This window comes from Janibacter sp. GXQ6167 (assembly GCF_041365945.1).
Classification (GTDB): domain Bacteria; phylum Actinomycetota; class Actinomycetes; order Actinomycetales; family Dermatophilaceae; genus JBGFSK01.
This window is the reverse complement of record NZ_JBGFSK010000001.1, coordinates 209,514-224,921: the sequence shown is the minus strand read 5'-3', so window position 1 is coordinate 224,921 and position 15,408 is coordinate 209,514. Positions and strand designations below refer to the sequence as shown.

General features: G+C 70.1%; 15 protein-coding genes. 9 read left to right on the top strand and 6 right to left on the bottom strand.

Translation table 11 applies throughout. The features are described 5' to 3' along the window. Position 1: 1 nt before the first annotated feature. The 4 genes from AB8K43_RS01030 to AB8K43_RS01015 are packed head-to-tail and all read left to right on the top strand — an operon-like array spanning position 2 to position 2,995. Positions 2–889, top strand: a complete 888-nt coding sequence (locus AB8K43_RS01030; RefSeq protein ID WP_370890476.1) for a phosphatase PAP2 family protein — start codon at positions 2–4, stop codon at positions 887–889. Beyond that, positions 886–1,608, top strand: a complete 723-nt coding sequence (locus AB8K43_RS01025; protein WP_370890474.1) for a hypothetical protein — start codon at positions 886–888, stop codon at positions 1,606–1,608. Before AB8K43_RS01030 ends, AB8K43_RS01025 begins: the two co-directional genes overlap by 4 nt. Further along, positions 1,605–2,297 carry a hypothetical protein gene (locus AB8K43_RS01020; RefSeq protein ID WP_370890472.1) on the top strand — a complete coding sequence of 231 codons (693 nt, stop codon included), beginning with the start codon at positions 1,605–1,607 and terminating at the stop codon, positions 2,295–2,297. Before AB8K43_RS01025 ends, AB8K43_RS01020 begins: the two co-directional genes overlap by 4 nt. Next, positions 2,294–2,995, top strand: a complete 702-nt coding sequence (locus AB8K43_RS01015; RefSeq protein ID WP_370890470.1) for a hypothetical protein — start codon at positions 2,294–2,296, stop codon at positions 2,993–2,995. Before AB8K43_RS01020 ends, AB8K43_RS01015 begins: the two co-directional genes overlap by 4 nt. Here AB8K43_RS01015 and AB8K43_RS01010 read toward each other — a convergent pair. After that, positions 2,992–4,311 (bottom strand): esterase/lipase family protein, encoded by a 1,320-nt coding sequence (locus AB8K43_RS01010; RefSeq protein WP_370890468.1) that lies wholly within the window; start codon positions 4,309–4,311, stop codon positions 2,992–2,994. The genes AB8K43_RS01015 and AB8K43_RS01010 overlap by 4 nt on opposite strands. A 191-nt stretch (positions 4,312–4,502) precedes the next feature. On the opposite strand from AB8K43_RS01010, the gene AB8K43_RS01005 reads away from it, so the two are divergent. Continuing rightward, the gene (locus AB8K43_RS01005) at positions 4,503–7,127 is read left to right on the top strand and encodes a circularly permuted type 2 ATP-grasp protein (RefSeq protein ID WP_370890466.1); all 2,625 of its coding nucleotides are present in this window, start codon (positions 4,503–4,505) and stop codon (positions 7,125–7,127) included. Continuing rightward, a complete protein-coding gene (locus AB8K43_RS01000) occupies positions 7,127–8,068 on the top strand; it encodes a transglutaminase N-terminal domain-containing protein (protein WP_370890464.1) in 942 nt (313 codons plus the stop codon). The genes AB8K43_RS01005 and AB8K43_RS01000 overlap by 1 nt, the downstream gene beginning before the upstream one ends. Before the next feature lie 56 nt (positions 8,069–8,124). Here AB8K43_RS01000 and AB8K43_RS00995 read toward each other — a convergent pair whose 3' ends face one another. Next, positions 8,125–8,646, bottom strand: a complete 522-nt coding sequence (locus tag AB8K43_RS00995; RefSeq protein ID WP_370890462.1) for a histidine phosphatase family protein — start codon at positions 8,644–8,646, stop codon at positions 8,125–8,127. A 93-nt stretch (positions 8,647–8,739) separates the two neighbouring features. Between AB8K43_RS00995 and AB8K43_RS00990 the strand changes: the two genes are divergently transcribed. Further along, positions 8,740–9,555 (top strand): patatin-like phospholipase family protein, encoded by an 816-nt coding sequence (locus tag AB8K43_RS00990; RefSeq protein ID WP_370890460.1) that lies wholly within the window; start codon positions 8,740–8,742, stop codon positions 9,553–9,555. 53 nt (positions 9,556–9,608) lie between these two features. On the opposite strand, the gene AB8K43_RS00985 is transcribed toward AB8K43_RS00990, so the two are convergent. Then, positions 9,609–10,175 (bottom strand): TetR/AcrR family transcriptional regulator, encoded by a 567-nt coding sequence (locus AB8K43_RS00985; protein WP_370890458.1) that lies wholly within the window; start codon positions 10,173–10,175, stop codon positions 9,609–9,611. Next, the gene (locus tag AB8K43_RS00980; RefSeq protein WP_370890456.1) at positions 10,172–10,897 is read right to left on the bottom strand and encodes a hypothetical protein; all 726 of its coding nucleotides are present in this window, start codon (positions 10,895–10,897) and stop codon (positions 10,172–10,174) included. Before AB8K43_RS00980 ends, AB8K43_RS00985 begins: the two co-directional genes overlap by 4 nt. 201 nt (positions 10,898–11,098) lie before the next feature. On the opposite strand from AB8K43_RS00980, the gene AB8K43_RS00975 reads away from it, so the two are divergent. After that, positions 11,099–12,106, top strand: a complete 1,008-nt coding sequence (locus AB8K43_RS00975) for a 1-acyl-sn-glycerol-3-phosphate acyltransferase (RefSeq protein WP_370890454.1) — start codon at positions 11,099–11,101, stop codon at positions 12,104–12,106. A gap of 90 nt (positions 12,107–12,196) precedes the next feature. Further along, positions 12,197–13,186, top strand: a complete 990-nt coding sequence (locus AB8K43_RS00970) for an alpha/beta hydrolase (protein ID WP_370890452.1) — start codon at positions 12,197–12,199, stop codon at positions 13,184–13,186. A 3-nt stretch (positions 13,187–13,189) separates the two neighbouring features. Here the strand turns inward: AB8K43_RS00970 and pheA are convergent, their stop codons facing one another. After that, on the bottom strand, positions 13,190–14,116 hold the full coding sequence (gene pheA, locus AB8K43_RS00965; RefSeq protein ID WP_370890450.1) for a prephenate dehydratase: 927 nt from the start codon (positions 14,114–14,116) through the stop codon (positions 13,190–13,192). Continuing rightward, positions 14,113–15,381 (bottom strand): glycosyltransferase 87 family protein, encoded by a 1,269-nt coding sequence (locus tag AB8K43_RS00960; RefSeq protein WP_370890448.1) that lies wholly within the window; start codon positions 15,379–15,381, stop codon positions 14,113–14,115. The genes pheA and AB8K43_RS00960 overlap by 4 nt, the downstream gene beginning before the upstream one ends. Between the last annotated feature and the right edge of the window lie 27 nt (positions 15,382–15,408).

Sequence of the window (15,408 nt, the reverse complement as noted above, 5' to 3'; positions counted from 1 at the left end):
GATGTCCCACGATCGGCAGCGAACGGTCGGTCCCGAAGCACCCCCGGACCTGGCCTCCGCTGACCACGTCGGTGCGCGAGATCTCGCCGTTTGGCGGACTCGCGCGGGCCGCTGGGCCGTCGATCGGTTGATCGATCTCGCGGGCCTGATCGCCCGGATCACCCATTGGTCGGCGGCGCACCTCGCCCTCGTGATCACCGTGCTCCTCGGTGGTGGGATCGTCCTTGCCCTGAACGCCGCGGCCGCGGAGGTCTATGAGAACGTGACCGAAGGGGGCGACCTGGCCCGGCTCGATCAACCCGTCCTCGAGACCTCGGTCGCGCTTCGAACCCCGTCGAGCGAGCAGTGGGCGACGACCTTCACCGACCTCGGCGGCAAAGTCATCATGCCGGTGATCGCGGTCGGGTTGACCCTCGTCGCCGTCTGGCTGTGGCGCCGCCCCACGCCGATCTGGCTGATGCTGATCGCGACCGCCGGTTCGGTGCTCACCACCGTGACCGGGAAGGAGCTCACCGGCCGCGCGCGGCCGCCGGAATCTCTCGCTGTGCCCCCCTTCGAATCGTCGGCGTCCTTCCCGTCGGGTCACACCCTGAACGCGACCGTTGTCCTCGGGATCGGGGCGTACCTCCTCGTCGTCGGGCTGAGCAGCCGGCGCGCCCGGATGCTCGTGATCGTCCTCGCTGGCATGCTCGCGATCGCGATGGGCCTGAGCCGGGTCTACCTCGGGCACCACTGGTTGACCGATGTGATGGCGGGCTGGCTCCTCGGGCTCGCCTGGGTGGCGACGGTCATCACTGGCCACCGCGTTTGGGTGACGATTCGTCGGCGTGAAGAGGTCGGCGGCGACCCTTCAGTCTCGCCTACCCCCGCCGGAAGGGAGGCACCGTGACCCGCCCGCACTCCCCCTTCCGGCGGCGCATCGCCGGGGCCGCTGCGAGCGCGATCGTGGCCCTCGCCCTCGCCGCCTGCCAGGGCGCATCCGAGCCCAGCGGGCCATCATCGTCGACGGCGCCGTCGACGGATCGCACCTACTCCAATGACGAGCTCACGGCGGCCTTGCCCGAGCCCACCGAACTGTCGGATCTGCTGAGCACCGAGCCAACGCACGAGTCCCCGCCGGCCGGTCGCACCGAACCGGCGCCGTGCGCCGATCTGTTCTTTGCCGGCGCCGATGAGCGCGCCTTCATCGATGCCCACACGGTCGGGTTGGCCCGCCGCGATTACTCCGGCTCCCGTGGCGGAATGATGGGGCTCACGGTCCGCAGCTTCGATCAACCAGTGCCTGCTGAGTGGTTCGATCGGGCGGGGACGGCGGTGGCGGAATGCACGTCTTTTACCAAGATCGACCCCAACCGGACCAGCACGTGGGAGACCAAGCTCCTTGGGACCGACCCACTCGGCGACCGCTCCTTCTCCGTACGGCTTGTCGGGGGCGCCGATGTCGACCCCGGAGGTGAGGCGAGTGAGGTTGACCTCGTCCGGGCGGGCAAGGGGCACACGCTGATCCTGGTCAATTACGCGGTGGGGCCAGCCTCTGAGCGCATCCCGGATCTCGCCGAACGTGCCGTGATCCAGGTCCTGAACGGCCTCCAGAGAGCCGACTCATGATCCTGATGGGCCGCGGATCAGTGGCCAGAGCACTCGCCGCTGGGGTCGTCCTTGCCGCTTCGCTCGCTTCCTGCACCGACGCTGCACCCCCGCCGCCCACTGACCCGGCGGGTCGGGAGTTGACGCTCGAGGAGGCGACGGCCGCCCTTCCCGAGCCCCACGACCTCTCAGATCAGCTCGTGCTCCAACCAACTGACGAGGGCGACCCCGAGGGCTCGACCTACCCCGCCAGCTGTGCCGACGTGTTGTTCGGTGGTGAAGCGATGAAGGCCCTGGACCGAGATCATCAGGCGACGAAGGCGGAACGCGACTACGCGGCGGAGCGCGCTGGCTACCTCGTGATCAGGGTGAAGAGTTACGACCGGCCCGTCCCGACTGCTCCGTTCGACGCGGCCGGTGCGGCCGTCGCCAAATGCCCGACCTTCACCCAGACCTACGATGACGAGGCCACGAAGTGGTCCATGAGCGCCTTGGGATTGAGTTCGCGAGGCGACCAGATGTTCGCGGCCCGGATGACCCTCGCCGAGGACGCACCACCGATGCTCACAGGGCAGATCGTGGATATCGTGCAAATCCGCAAAGGGCACACCCTGATCTCGATCGTCTACTCGGTGGGGCGGAACTCACGGGCGATTCCGGGGCTCGTCGATCGGGCTGCCGAACAGACTCTCGCGGGGCTCCCACGATGACCCGCATAGCGATCCTGGGCCTCGCAGCCGCGGCGGCAACCTCCGTGGCGCTGCTCGGGTGCACTGCGAAAGCGCCAGGCGATGCGGAGTCGACGCCCTCCGCCGGGCGCGAACTCAGCCCGCAGGAGGCGGCCGCTGCGTTACCGGGCCTCGCCGATATCGACCAGCGCTTCGACAGCGAAACCGACGGGGTCCCGGATGTCGATGCCGATCGCTCCACCTATCCCGCGGACTGCCTCAAACTGACCTTCGGCGGACCCACGATGAGCGCTTTCACCCGGGACCATCGGGTGGCCTTCGTCGGCCGTGAATACTCCGGCGAGGGCCGCGGCACCCTCACACTCACGGTGTCGAGTCACGACGAGGTGGTCCCGAAGACCCCCTTCGACGACGCTGGGAACGCGCTCGGCAAGTGCGCGACCTTCTCCAACACCGCGCACCGGACGACCTCGACCTGGTCGACCGAACTGATCGGCACGCCCGGACGGGGCGAGCAGTCCTTCGGCACCCGGATGACACTCACCAAGGACGTGCCGCCGACCAGCGAAGGGACGATCGTCGACGAGGTCCGAGTCCGACAGGGACATAACCTCATCACCGTGAGCTACTTCGTCCCTCCCTCGTCGACCCCGGTACCCGGCGTCGTCGACCGGGCCGTCGAGGCCACTGTGGCCAGCCTGGAGCGATCGGGGGATTAGGCCCGGGCCGCCGCAGGAGCCTCGTCGGAGCCCAGCAGGATCGGGCGCATGAGCGCGTAGACCCGGTGGTGGTTCAGCAGATCGAGATGGTTCATCCCGCCGAGGACGACCGTGCGCGACGCGCCGACCGCCCCTTCCGCTGGATCGGCCGACCACCCCCGAGCGCTATCGCGACCCACGACGAGATCGCCGAGCACCCCAGCGAGCAGCCCATCGGGATCGCGCGGCACGGTGGCGACCACCGCGAGATGCCGCACATGCTCATGGGGCCGCGCATGAGTTCGCCGGTCGAGCGGGTCCTCTGGGTCGTGATCCAGCCAGTCCTCGGGGACCAGGTTGCCGTGGCGCATATCGCGGATCCCGTCGCTGCGATAGCGGATGATGTCCGCGATCCACCGGGTGAGTTCGTGCGACCCGAGTTCGGCCGCGGCGGTATTCGCCGCTCGCTCGAGCGGCGTCCCGTGGTGAGGCGTCCCCAGGGTGACGGTGTCGGTCGTGACCTCGGTCCACGGCTCGTCCAGGTCGGCCTGCGCGAGGGCCGAGTGACAGACGAGGCCACCCATCGAATGGCCGACGAGCACGATCCGACGCACCGGGACGGGCCACCGGGCATGGACGCGGCGCAACAGATCCCGAAGGTCGCGTCCATTGCGGGAGACTCGCTGCCCGGTGTTGTAGCGGACCCAGAGCGCCGAGAACTCGCCGTCGGCTTCCAGGCGCCTCCCGTAGGACAGGCGCCGACCGAGCGGGTCCCGGTCGGCGCGCCGCTTCCACACCTGTTCGGTCCCGACAAAACCGTGGACGAAGACCACCAGTTGGCCACTCGCGTCCGGATACGCGCTCGCCAGACCCCGGGCCGTGATCGGGACGTCGCTGCCCGAGCGCCGTAGCGTCATCGGGTACGCCAGGGCCGATCCGCTCGCCACCATCTTGTCGCCGTGGAAACCCTGCACGACCGCCCGAAGACCCTCGATCCGCAGGTTCCGGGTCGGCCCCGCCATCGGGATCGGCGCCCCCGGGTTGTCGACTCCGGCCAGCACCTGAGCGGCATGCCCAGGACCCGCAGCCCGCGACTCGACGAACCGCCCGGCGAGGATCCCCGCCCCGCGAAGCACCAGCCCGGTCGTCGCGTACACCCCGTGCGCGATCGCATCGTGGGTGAACTCGACCGGTGTCACCGCGGGGCCGACGTACTTGCGGACCTGGCTAAAGACCTGCGTCGCGATGCTCCCGTGCGCATCGCGGACGACGCCGCTCACCCCCGCGAGCGCCGACCCCGTCAAGCGGGCAGCATCGACGCGCTCAGCGACATCCATCGCGCACCTCCTCGTGCGTTGTGCTCCTTCTCATCGCAGGCTAACGACGATTCGCGGGCCCCTCACCCGCGATGTGGCTCACCTCTCCCCGCGAATTGCGTTGCGGCTGACCCGGAATCGACACCTCGCGCGCTCGGTTGAGCGGCGAACCAGGGCACGGCCCGCGAGCGCGCTCACGTACGCTGCGGCGCATGACGGTGACCGAAGGGCGATCCCCCTCCCCTTCGATCCTTGACGACTACCGCGAGCGCATCGCGAGGCGCCGTGAGGGGATCGACGAGACGGTGACCTTGGATGGCATCCGAGAACCCGCGACGGAACTCGCCGAACGGATCGCGGGCCTCGGTCTCACCGGGCTGAGAGCGCGCCGCGACGAGACGGCCCGCTTCGTCGCCGACGACGGCATCACCTACGGCCCCGAGTCACCGGGCGCCGAGATGGCCAACGCCAGCGTTACCCCCTTCGCCGACGGGGTCAGGGCGCGCCCCTGGCAGCTAGACCCCCTTCCCATCGTCATCGACGGTGCGCAGTGGCTTGCCCTGGAGAGGGGGCTGCGGCAGCGGGCGGTGCTCCTCGATGCGATCCTCACCGACCTCACCGGGCCGCAGGAGCTGATCCGCAGCGGGGTCGTGCCTGGAGCGGCGGTCTTCGGCCACGCCGGGTGGTTGCCGCAGACGTCGGGCATCACCCTGCCCGGCCCGCGCCAGTTGGTCCTGCCCGCCACCGACCTCGCGCGCGACGGGGAGGGCACCTGGCGGGTGATCGCCGATCGCGCCGAAGCGCCAAGCGGGGCCGGCTACGCGATGGCGAATCGCCGGATCGTCGCGCGGGTCCTGCCGCAGCTCTACCGCGAGAGCCCGCTGGCCCGGCTCCGCGGCTTCTTCGACACCGTCACCCGCGCCCTCCATCGGGTCGCCCCTCCCGGCGAGGACACCCCACACGCCGTGATCCTCTCCCCAGGGGCCCTCAGCGAAACCGCCTTCGATGAGGCCTTCCAATCCGCCCTGCTCGGGTTGCCGCTCGTCACCTCCGAGGACCTCACGAGCCGCGATGGTCGAATCTGGTTGCGGACCACCGGGGGCCTAACCCCCGTCGATGTCATCGTCCGGCGGGTCGATGCCAGTTGGTGCGACCAACTGGAGTTGCGCCCCGAGTCCCGGCTCGGCCTGCCGGGTCTGGTCGAGTCGGCGCGGCTTGGCCGGATCTCGATCGTCAACCCGCTGACGTCCGGGGTCATCGAGAACCCGGCCCTGATCCCGTACCTGCCGTCGGTCTGCCGCCACCTGCTCGGCGAAGACCTGCTGCTTCGCTCGCCGCACACGTGGTGGGCGGGAGATCCGACCCACCGGAGCCACATCCTCACCCACCTCGCGGGCCTCGTGATTAAACCCATCGCCCGCGAGCGTTCGTCCGATCTGGGCGGCGCGCGCGGCCCGTGTTTCGGCTGGGAGCTCACGAGCGATGAGCGGGAGGACCTCGCCGCTCGGATCAGCGCCGAGCCCTGGCTGTGGTGCGCGCAGGACCCGCTCGCGATGTCGAGCGCCCCGGTCGTCACCGATGACGGGCTCGACCCGCGCAATGTGGTCCTCCGGACCTTCGCCGTCGCCGATGGCGACGACTATGCCGTGCTGCCCGGCGGCCTCGCCCGCGTCTCCCCCACGACGGATGCTCCCGAGATCAGCAGTCTCGCCGGCGCCCCCAGCAAGGACGTGTGGGTGCTCGGGACACCGGCGCCATCCGCCACGGGCGGACACGACGAGGGCAGCGCCCTCCCCCTTCCTCCGATGGGTGGGACCTCCCCCGCCTCGGCACCGGCGCCCCGCGTCGCGTCCGACCTCTACTGGCTCGGTCGCTATGCCGAGCGTGCCGAAGCCGCCGCCCGCCTCTTGCGGGTCGCCGACAATCTCGCCGCTGACCACGCCGCGCGGCCCCGCACTCCCGGCCACTCCGCAATGGTGGCGGTGCTAACAGCCGTCACCGAGGTCACCCGGGTGCGCCCCGGCTTCACCGGTGAAGGGGGCGAAGATCGGCTCGCCGATCCGCTTGCCCACCTGCGCGAACTCGTCCTCGACCCGCGCCTCGCCGGGGGCGTCGCGTGTAGCGCTCGGCGGGCGACCGCTGCGGCGCAAGCGGTTCGCGAGCAGATCTCCGCCGATATCTGGCTCGTCCTCTCGCGCCTTGAACGGACCCTCACCGAGGCCGGGCCGGATGACGACCTTCAGGAGCTGCTCATGCAAGCGCTGGAGGCCCTGCTGGCCCTCGCTGGGATCGGGACCGAATCGACGGTGCGGGACCCGGCCTGGGCGTTTACCGACGCTGGGCGCCGGATGGAGCGGGCCCAGCAGGGCGTGCGACTGATCCGCACCCTGCTTGCCGAACCCCACAGCGCCCTCGTCGAGGCGACGACCCATGAGGCCGCCCTCGGCGCTGCCGAATCGATCATCACCTACCGGCGCCGGCTCGCGGCCGGACTCGGACCGATCGTTCCGGCCCAGGCCGCGGTGGACCTCCTGCTGCGCGATGCCACCAACCCGCGATCGGTCGCGTCGGCGATCGCCCACCTCGCCGATGCCCTCACCGTGATCGCTGATGACGGTGATCCCTTGATCGCCGAGGCTCGCGCGCTGGCCGACCGGGCCCGCGGCGCCGACCTTGAGGTCCTCGTCGTCCCCGACCGGGCGCCGCTCGCCGCCGAACTCGATGATCTCGATCGTCGGTTGCGCGATCTCCATGGTCGAGTCGCCGCGCGCTACTTCGCGGGCAAGGGCGCCTCGCGCACGGTCACGGCGATCGACTGGACGGATGGGGTGGCGTGATGGCAGGCGACCGGAGCGCGCCACCGGACCACCACACGTCGCGCCGCTACGAGGTGCGCCACCGCACGACGTACACCTACGAGGAGTACGTCACGGACTCCTTCGCTCGCGGACTGCTCAGCCCCCGCGAGACCCCCTTCCAGCGGGTGGTCGAGCACACGCTCACGATCACGCCGGAGCCGCACGTGCTGAGCGAACACGTGGACCAGTTCGGCAATCACAGCCACTACTTCCAGGTCCGCACTCCGCACACGACCCTCGAAGTGACCAAGCGCAGCCTGGTCGACATCCGTTGGCCGGCAGCCGATCTCGACGCGCTGAACGCCCATACCCTCGGGGCGGCTGCCGCCACCATCGCCGAGCATGGGCCCGGCATCGACCTCGCGGAGGCCGCTCAGTACCTGCTGCCGAGCCCACTGGTCACGCTGGACGGCCAGGTCGCTGAATACGCGCGCGAGATCCTCGGCCCCGACCGCCCCTTCGGGGAGGCCCTGGTCCACCTCTACGAGCGGATCTATCGCGATTTCCGCTACGCCAAGGGCACGACGAGCGTGCGCACCACCCTGCCCGAGTTGCTCGCCCAGCGCGAAGGGGTGTGCCAGGACTTCGCTCACCTCGCAGCCGGGTGCCTGCGCGCGGTGGGGATTCCCGCGCGGTATGTCTCGGGCTATATCGAGACGACGCCGCCTCCCGGGCAGGTCAAACTCGAGGGCTCCGATGCGTCACACGCATGGGTCTCGGCGATGGCCCCGGACGGGACCTGGGTGGATCTCGATCCCACCAACGACCACTTCGCCGATTCGCGCTACATCGTGACCGGGTGGGGGCGCGACTTCCGCGACGTGTCCCCCCTTCGCGGCGTGATCTTCACCGAAGGCTCCGGGTCCACGCTCGACGTCGGCGTCGACGTCATCCGCCACCCCACCCCCTCCCCTTCCTGACTTTGCTTAAGCACGTCCTTGATGCTCACCCTCGAGGATGAGCATCGAGGCGCTGCTTAAGCAAGGGCGCGAAGGGGGCCGTCGCTCGGTCGTCCCGCGGTCACCAGGCGGGCCCCGGCGGTGAGTTCGGACCAGGGGATTGTCCCCGGATCGATCACCGCGAGCGACGAGGTCGGCATCGGCTGATCGGCGCCGGTCAGCATCTCGAGAAGCTCTTCGATCGCGGGGTTGTGCCCGACGAGTGCGACGATCTCGCGCTCGATCGGCACCGTGTGGATCAGCCGCATCAGATCGTCACCATCGAAGGTGTATGCCTCGACCGCCCGTTGCACGACCGGCGGCGCCCCATCCCGGCTGACGGCATCGCCGATCCCGGAGGCCACGAGATCCCACGTCTCACTGGCCCTTCGCGCCGGGGACACCAAGGCGAGTTCGGGCACCATGTCCTGGGCACGTAGCCAGGTCCCGATCGCCGGCGCCTGGCGGCGACCGCGCGAACTGACCGGGCGCTCCCGGTCCGACACCGGCTCGCTCCAATCCGACTTCGCGTGTCGGATGAGCACCAACCTGCGGGCCACGGCCGCCCCCTTCCCCAGTTGCTGAGCGGGACTCGATCCCCACCGAACCTACCGCGCATCGCGGCGCCCGTCAGGGGCCTACGCTGGGGAACCATGACCACGGCCTTCGTTCTCGGCGGCGGGGGCGTGCTGGGAGCGACCCAGGTGGGGATGCTCAAGGCCCTGCTCGAAGGGGGGATCACCCCCGACCTTGTCCTCGGGACCAGCATCGGATCGATCAACGGCGCCTTCGTCGCGGCCGACCCCACGGTCCATGCGGTCGAGTCCCTCGAGGCGCTGTGGACCGAGGTCACCCGCTCGGGTGCTTTTACCGACTCTCCGGTGCGCCAGGCGGTTCGGTTTGCCAAGTACCGCACCCACCTCATGTCGGCGGTGACCCTGCCCCGGCTGCTGGAGGAGCACCTCGAGGTCGAACGGATCGAGGACCTGAGAACCCCCTTCCAATGTGTTGCCGCTCATGTCGAAAGCGCCGCCTCTCACTGGTTCGAAGAGGGTCCGCTGGGTCCCGCTGTCGCCGCGAGCTGCGCAGTACCGGGGCTGTTCCCTGCCATCGACATCGACGGCGCCCATTACTACGACGGGGGCCTCGTCCACTCGATCCCGGTGGGCCGCGCGATCGATCTCGGCGCGACCGAGATCTATGTCCTGCAGGTCGGGCGGGTCGAGCAAGCACTCAGGCCGCCGCGGTCCCCCTTCGAAGTCGGGATGGTGGCCTTCGAGATCGCCCGGCGCCATCGCTATGTCGAGGAGATCGCGACCGTGCCGGACCGGATCGACCTGCATGTCCTGCCGTCGGGAGCGAAGAACTCTCCGGCGATCGTGACGCGCGGGTATGGCTCGAGCGACAAGGTCGCGCGGCGGATTGCGCAGGGCTACGAGGCGAGCCTGGACTACCTCGCCAGCCAGTAACCGGCCCGCTCGCTAGTTCTCACCCGGTCCGGGCATTTTTGAACCCGCGCCCCTCAACGCTCGGCTCGAGCAAAGGCCCGCCCCAGCGCCTCCCAGGTGGGTCGCGGTGCCTCGGCCGTGGGGAGGCGCCCGTCGATCTCCAAGATGACGAGGCCATGGGCGCCGGCCCACAGCGCCTGGGCCCGGTACGGGTCGCCGGTGACCGTCAGGAAGGGCTCTCCCGACCAGTCCTCCAACCCCGCCAGGATCTCCGCTCGCGGCAGACGCCCGGCCGTCGTCAGCCGGTAAAGCTCCGGCTCACGCAGGGCCCGTTCGCGGTAGCGCCGCAGCAGGACCGCAACCGGGTCGTCGTTCGGGCCCTCCCCGGGAAGGGGTTGGCGCAGCGCCGTTCCCATCTCGGCCAAGGCCACTTCGCACAGGGCCACCCGAAGGGCGTCGCGGCTCGCCACGTGGTGATACAACGAGGGAGCTCGGATGCCGAGGTCGGCCGCGAGGGTGCGCATCGTCGTCGCCTCCCACCCTTCGCTGGCGAGCAACCGCCGAGCCGCGGCGATGATCTCTCGGGCGCGCGGGGTGCGTTGGGCGAGGGGGTCGGGGGCTTGGTCGCCGGTGGCGCTCACGCGACCACCCGCTCGCTGGCTGGGCGGCGCGACCAGGCCCACCAGAGGAGTCCCACCGCGAGGAGGGCGCCATGCGCGATCCGAGCACCCCCGGGCAGGTAGTACTGCGGCAAATAGGTGACGAGGCCGAGCGCCATGAAGAGCGCACCGAGCTGCGCGAAGGGCGGGTCGCTCCGCCGAGAGCGCAGCGCCCAGAGGATGCCCCCTGCGGCCAGCGCCATCAGGCCTGCGCCGAAGGTGGCGAGGGCGGGCCCGCCGCCTCGCACCTCCTCGGCCAGCGTCATCACCGCGGGATCGCCCGTCTCGAGCGCGTTGGCCCCAATCGCGGCGAGCGCGAAGGTCTCTGCACCGTAGTAGGGCAGGATCGCGGCCACCCCGAGCGTGATCACGCCCGCGGCCCACGCGGCGAGCCGAGACGCGCTCGCCGCGGACTGCCTCAGTGTGAGGGCCGCCAGGGCCACAAAGGCGAGAACTCCGAGCAGATGGGAGGCCGTCCACTGCCACGCCGCAAACGCGGCGGCGCCCTCCAGCCCGGTTTCCGAGGAGGCGGGACGCAGGGCCGGATAGAGCACGAAGCAGATCGCAGCCACGGTGGCGACGAGCCGATCCGGCGTGCTGGGTACGGGTCGTGCGTCGCTCGCGAAGGGGGGAGCACCGGTTACCGACGACCGGTGGCGCGACGAGGAGTGATCGCGTGGGGGCGCTGACAGTGAGTTCGTCATGCGGCGAAGCTAACACAGTTAGGCTAACGCTGTTAGCCAGAGGGCTGATCCAAGCCACGCCCCCTTCTCCCACACCGGTTTGTCCGCCTCGCTCCGGCGCCCGCTCACGGGAGGTCAGTCGAGCGATAGGGTGACTCGCAGCAGGTCACGTGGGCCACGAAGCGAGCCGCCGCTCGGCCGAGGGCGAAGGAAGGGGGACGGATGCAGATCCCCGCGCCACCGCGCTGGCTGCGCCTGATCCTCCAAGCCATCTACCCGGTCTTCGCGGTCTTCGCCACCGCCGTCGCCGTCCTCCTCGCGCCCATCGCGGTGCTGATCTGGCCGCTCGATCGGCACTTCCGCGTCGGGCGGGTCTTGATCCTCGCGGTGGTGTTCTTGTGGGAGGACGTAGGCCTCGTCGTCCAGTGCTGGGCCTTGCGCCTTCGGGGCCGGGCGCACTCGATCGAGGACCACGAGCAGCTCCTCGTCGACACCCTCGACAACGTCATGCGCTCGGCGCGCCGGTGGATCGGCTTCCACGTCGATATCGACGGCGAGATCGATTACGGGCGCCCGGATCGCCCGCTTGTCGTCCTCGCTCGGCACGCCGGGCCCGCTGACTCGCTGGCCCTCGCCTGGCTCCTCACCTCTGAGGCTCGCCGCATCCCCCGCGTCGTCCTCGCGGCCAAACTCCTCTGGGATCCCGGCGTTGCCAAACTCCTCGAACGTCTCGAGGCCTACTTCGTCCCCTCCCGCTCCGGCGCCGGTGATGACCGGACGAAGGGGGTGACCGACCTCGCTGCATCGCTCAACACCAAGGACGCGCTGCTGATCTTCCCCGAGGGCAAGAACTGGACCCCGAAGCGGCACGCCGATGAGGTCGCGCGGCTGACCGAGCGGGGCGAGACCGAACGGGCAGCCCAGGCCGTCGAGCGCGAGTACGTCCTGCCGCCGCGCCCTCGCGGGGTGCGCTCGATCCTCGCTGCCCAGCCCGATGCCGATGTCCTCGTCGTCGCCCACACCGGGCTCGAACTCCTCGCGTCCCCCTTCGACATCTGGCGCGCCATCCCCTTCACGAGCAATCGCCTCCTCGTGCGCGGGCGGACCTTCCGCCGCGAAGACATCCCGACCGATCCGGACGAGATCGACGCCTGGCTCGACGAGCGCTGGGGTGAAATCAACTCCTGGGTCACCACCCACCTCCGCGCCACGCACCCCGACCCTTCTTAACTTTGCTTAAGCACGTCCTCGATGCTCATGCTCGAGGGTGAGCACCTAGGCGCTGCTTAAGCAAAGTCAGGTCGGTCGTAGGGTCGGGGTATGCCTCTTCGCCGGTCTCGTCGCGCCGAGTTGCCCCCGACCGTGAGCCCCGAAGCGGGCGTCGCCGCGAGCCAGGCGATGAACAAGCGGCACCGGTGGCCGATGACCCCGTGGCTCACGAAATGGAACCGCGGGCGGGGACGCGCCGACCGTGACCGGGCCCTCGCCCTCACCCAGCGCGAACTCGCTGTGACGACCGAGGACCGCGTCGCTGGCGGCACCCCCTACCTCCTGATCCGCTCCCAACGCTTCGACTGGCAGGGCTCGGCCGAAGGGGGTGAGCCGTGGGTTTTCTACATCCACGGCGGCAGCTTCTGCTGGGGGACGGCGCGGGATTCGACGGCGATGCAGCTCGCTGGCGCGCTCGGCGTGGAGGTCGCCTCCATCGAGTACACCCTCTCGCCCGAAGCCCGCTTCCCCGTCGCGATCGATGAGTGCGTCGCGGCGTACCGCGCCCTGGTCGCCGAGCGCGGCCCGCGCGTCCTGCTCGCCGGGGTCTCCGCCGGTGGCAACCTCGCCCTCGGCGTCCTCCAGCGTCTACTCGCCGAACCTCACGCGACCCCCCTTCCCGCGGCGGTCCTCGCCTGCACCCCGTGGGGGGATCTCACCGGCAGCGGTGACAGTTACCGCGCGAACGAAGGGCGCGACGCCTACATCCGCTGGAAGGGCCAGCAGGACATCTTCGCCCGCGCGTATCTCGGGGCCGCGTCACCGACCGACCCGCTGGCCTCGCCGGTCCACGCCACCTGGGAAGGGGGTCTGCCGCCCGTCATGCTCACCACCGGCACCCGCGACCTCTTCCTCTCCGATGTCGTCCGCATCTGGTGGCGGATGCACGACGCCGGGACCGACGTCGAGCTGCGGATCTGGGAGGGGCTCTGGCACTCCTTCATGAGCGATCGCAGGCTCCCGGAGTCCGAGCAGGCCCTCGCCGAGATCACCGCCTTCGCCAGCACGCACCTGGCGCTCACCGAGCCAGCGCGGCGCTAGCGATCAGTCGCCGAGGTGGCGCAACTCGCTCAGCCAGGAGCGCGCGTCGGCGAAGCTGGCATCGGTCGCGAGCGGGTCGATCGTCGCGGCCTGACCGTTCGCCGCGGGATACGACCCGAGGAAGCGCACCTCGGCGCAGACCCGCTTCAGGCTCATCAGCGCCTCGCCGACCCGCTCATCGCGCACATGCCCTTCGAAGTCGATCGAGAAGCAGTACGAGCCCATCGACTCCTTGGTCGGACGCGACTCGAGCCGGGTCATGTTGATCCCGCGGGCGGAGAACTGCTCGAGGAGTTCGAGCAGCCCCCCGGCACGGTCGGAGCGCTGGTAGAGCACGACGGTCGTCTTGTCGCGACCGGTCGGGGTAGGGAGCCACTCGGGCCGAGAGACGACGACGAACCGGGTCACGGCCCCGGACCGGTCCCCGATATCGCTCGCGAGGACCTCGAGGCCGTGGAGTTCGGCGGCGGCCGGGGCACACACTGCCGCTTCGTAGACCGCCGCCCCGGCGGCGAGGTCGGCTGCCGCCGCTGCCGTCGACAGGGTCGCGACGTAGGTCGCCGAGGGCACGGTCGCCCCGGCCCACGCCCGGACCTGAGCCCAGGCATGTGAGTGCGATCCGATCGCGCGGATATCTCCCAGCGAGACTCCCGGGCGCGTCGCGAGGACGAAGGTGATGGGGATGAGGACCTCGCCGGTCACGATCAGCGGGTCGCCGGTGGCGAGCGCATCGAGGGTCGCGCTCACGCCCCCTTCGACGGAATTCTCGATCGGGACGACCGCAGCGTCGATATCGCGCCCCCGCAAGGCGGCGAGAGCGGCGTCGACCGACCCAAAGGCCTCGGTGGGTTGGCCAGCCGAAGGGCGCCAAGCGTCGAGGGCCATCTGGGTGAAGGTCCCCGCGGGACCGAGGTAGCCGTAACGCGTCATGCGGCGATCTTCTCCCGAGCCGCCGGGTGGTGCCCCGGTGGCTCACCATCTGGCCGCACTGGCCGAAGGATCGCCCACCCGAGGAGCACGAAGACGATGAGGCTCCCAAGGACATTGCCCTCGATCAGGAGGTGGCCGATCTCGCGCGGCTCACGGTTGTAGCGCAACCACAGCACGCCGCTGAAGGGGATCGAGATGGTGAACCAGCCCCAGACGACGAGCGCCGCGAGCCAGCGTCGCCAACTCCCGTCCGCGAGGACCTGCCGCCAGGACCGGGCGAGGGTCGGCCCGAGGATCGCCGGGACGATCACCATGATCCAGTGCAGGTGGTGCATCCACGAGACCGGCGATAGGAGGAACCCGAGCAGCCCCACCATCGCGACCTCGCTCAGCCAATCCCCACGCTGGTAGGCACGACGCGCGAGCCAGAACCCGATACCGCCGATGACCAGCAGATACGGCGCCCACGCGATGAGCAGTTCGGTGCCGTCGAGGCCACGGCGCAAGAGCAGGGCGCGGAAGGCCTGGTTGGCGGAGCCGTCGTTCGGTCCAAGGCGGTTGGGGTCTTGCAACGCCCCACCCCAGAACGCGAAGGATGCCGTCGGCAGCACGAGCCAGGCCATGATCGAGGCGAAGGCCGCGGTCCCGATCGCGGTCGCGGCCTCACGCCATCGGCGACAGACCAGGTAGTGGATGACGAAGACGCCCGGCGTCAGCTTGATCGCCATGGCGAGCCCGACCAGCACGCCCGGCGGCAGCGAGCGCAGGATGCGCATCCGGGGCCGCTTCAGGTCGACCAGGCAGGCGAGCACGAGGAAGGCGTTGATCTGCGCGAAGCGAATCCCGTCGGCGACCGGCTGGGTGAGCATGAAGGCCCCGACGATCGCCGCTGCGACGACCGGCCACCACGGACCGACCCGCCGGATCAACAGATGCCAGGCGATGACGACGATCCCGATGTTCGCGAGCACCTGGGCGACATTCCACCCCAGCGCCGCCAGCCAGAAGGGGACGAGCGCGAGCGGGACGAAGAGCAGCGCCGCGAGCGGTGGGTAGGTGAAGGGGAGGAGTTGCGGCGGCTCGGTCATCTGCTCGTAGATCGGTCGGCCCTGAAGCACCGAGATCCCGGCTTCGCGATAGACCTGCACATCGACCTGCCACTGATCCGGCGGCGCGTCGATCAAGAAGGTGAAGATCGGGCTCGCCAACCCGGCGGCGAGGACGACGACGGCGATCAGCCAGTGCTTCGCGTCGGGTCGGGTCACCGCTCCATTGTGCGTCATCGGCGCCGG

What these genes read in the sequence shown, in the direction of transcription:
- AB8K43_RS01030 (WP_370890476.1), top strand. Translation starts at nt 2, where the DNA reads ATGTCCCACGATCGGCAGCGAACGGTCGGTCCCGAAGCACCCCCGGAC.
- AB8K43_RS01020 (WP_370890472.1), top strand. Translation starts at nt 1,605, where the DNA reads ATGATCCTGATGGGCCGCGGATCAGTGGCCAGAGCACTCGCCGCTGGG.
- AB8K43_RS01015 (WP_370890470.1), top strand. Translation starts at nt 2,294, where the DNA reads ATGACCCGCATAGCGATCCTGGGCCTCGCAGCCGCGGCGGCAACCTCC.
- AB8K43_RS01010 (WP_370890468.1), bottom strand. Translation starts at nt 4,311, where the DNA reads ATGGATGTCGCTGAGCGCGTCGATGCTGCCCGCTTGACGGGGTCGGCG.
- AB8K43_RS01005 (WP_370890466.1), top strand. Translation starts at nt 4,503, where the DNA reads ATGACGGTGACCGAAGGGCGATCCCCCTCCCCTTCGATCCTTGACGAC.
- AB8K43_RS01000 (WP_370890464.1), top strand. Translation starts at nt 7,127, where the DNA reads ATGGCAGGCGACCGGAGCGCGCCACCGGACCACCACACGTCGCGCCGC.
- AB8K43_RS00990 (WP_370890460.1), top strand. Translation starts at nt 8,740, where the DNA reads ATGACCACGGCCTTCGTTCTCGGCGGCGGGGGCGTGCTGGGAGCGACC.
- AB8K43_RS00980 (WP_370890456.1), bottom strand. Translation starts at nt 10,897, where the DNA reads ATGACGAACTCACTGTCAGCGCCCCCACGCGATCACTCCTCGTCGCGC.
- AB8K43_RS00975 (WP_370890454.1), top strand. Translation starts at nt 11,099, where the DNA reads ATGCAGATCCCCGCGCCACCGCGCTGGCTGCGCCTGATCCTCCAAGCC.
- AB8K43_RS00970 (WP_370890452.1), top strand. Translation starts at nt 12,197, where the DNA reads ATGCCTCTTCGCCGGTCTCGTCGCGCCGAGTTGCCCCCGACCGTGAGC.
- pheA (WP_370890450.1), bottom strand. Translation starts at nt 14,116, where the DNA reads ATGACGCGTTACGGCTACCTCGGTCCCGCGGGGACCTTCACCCAGATG.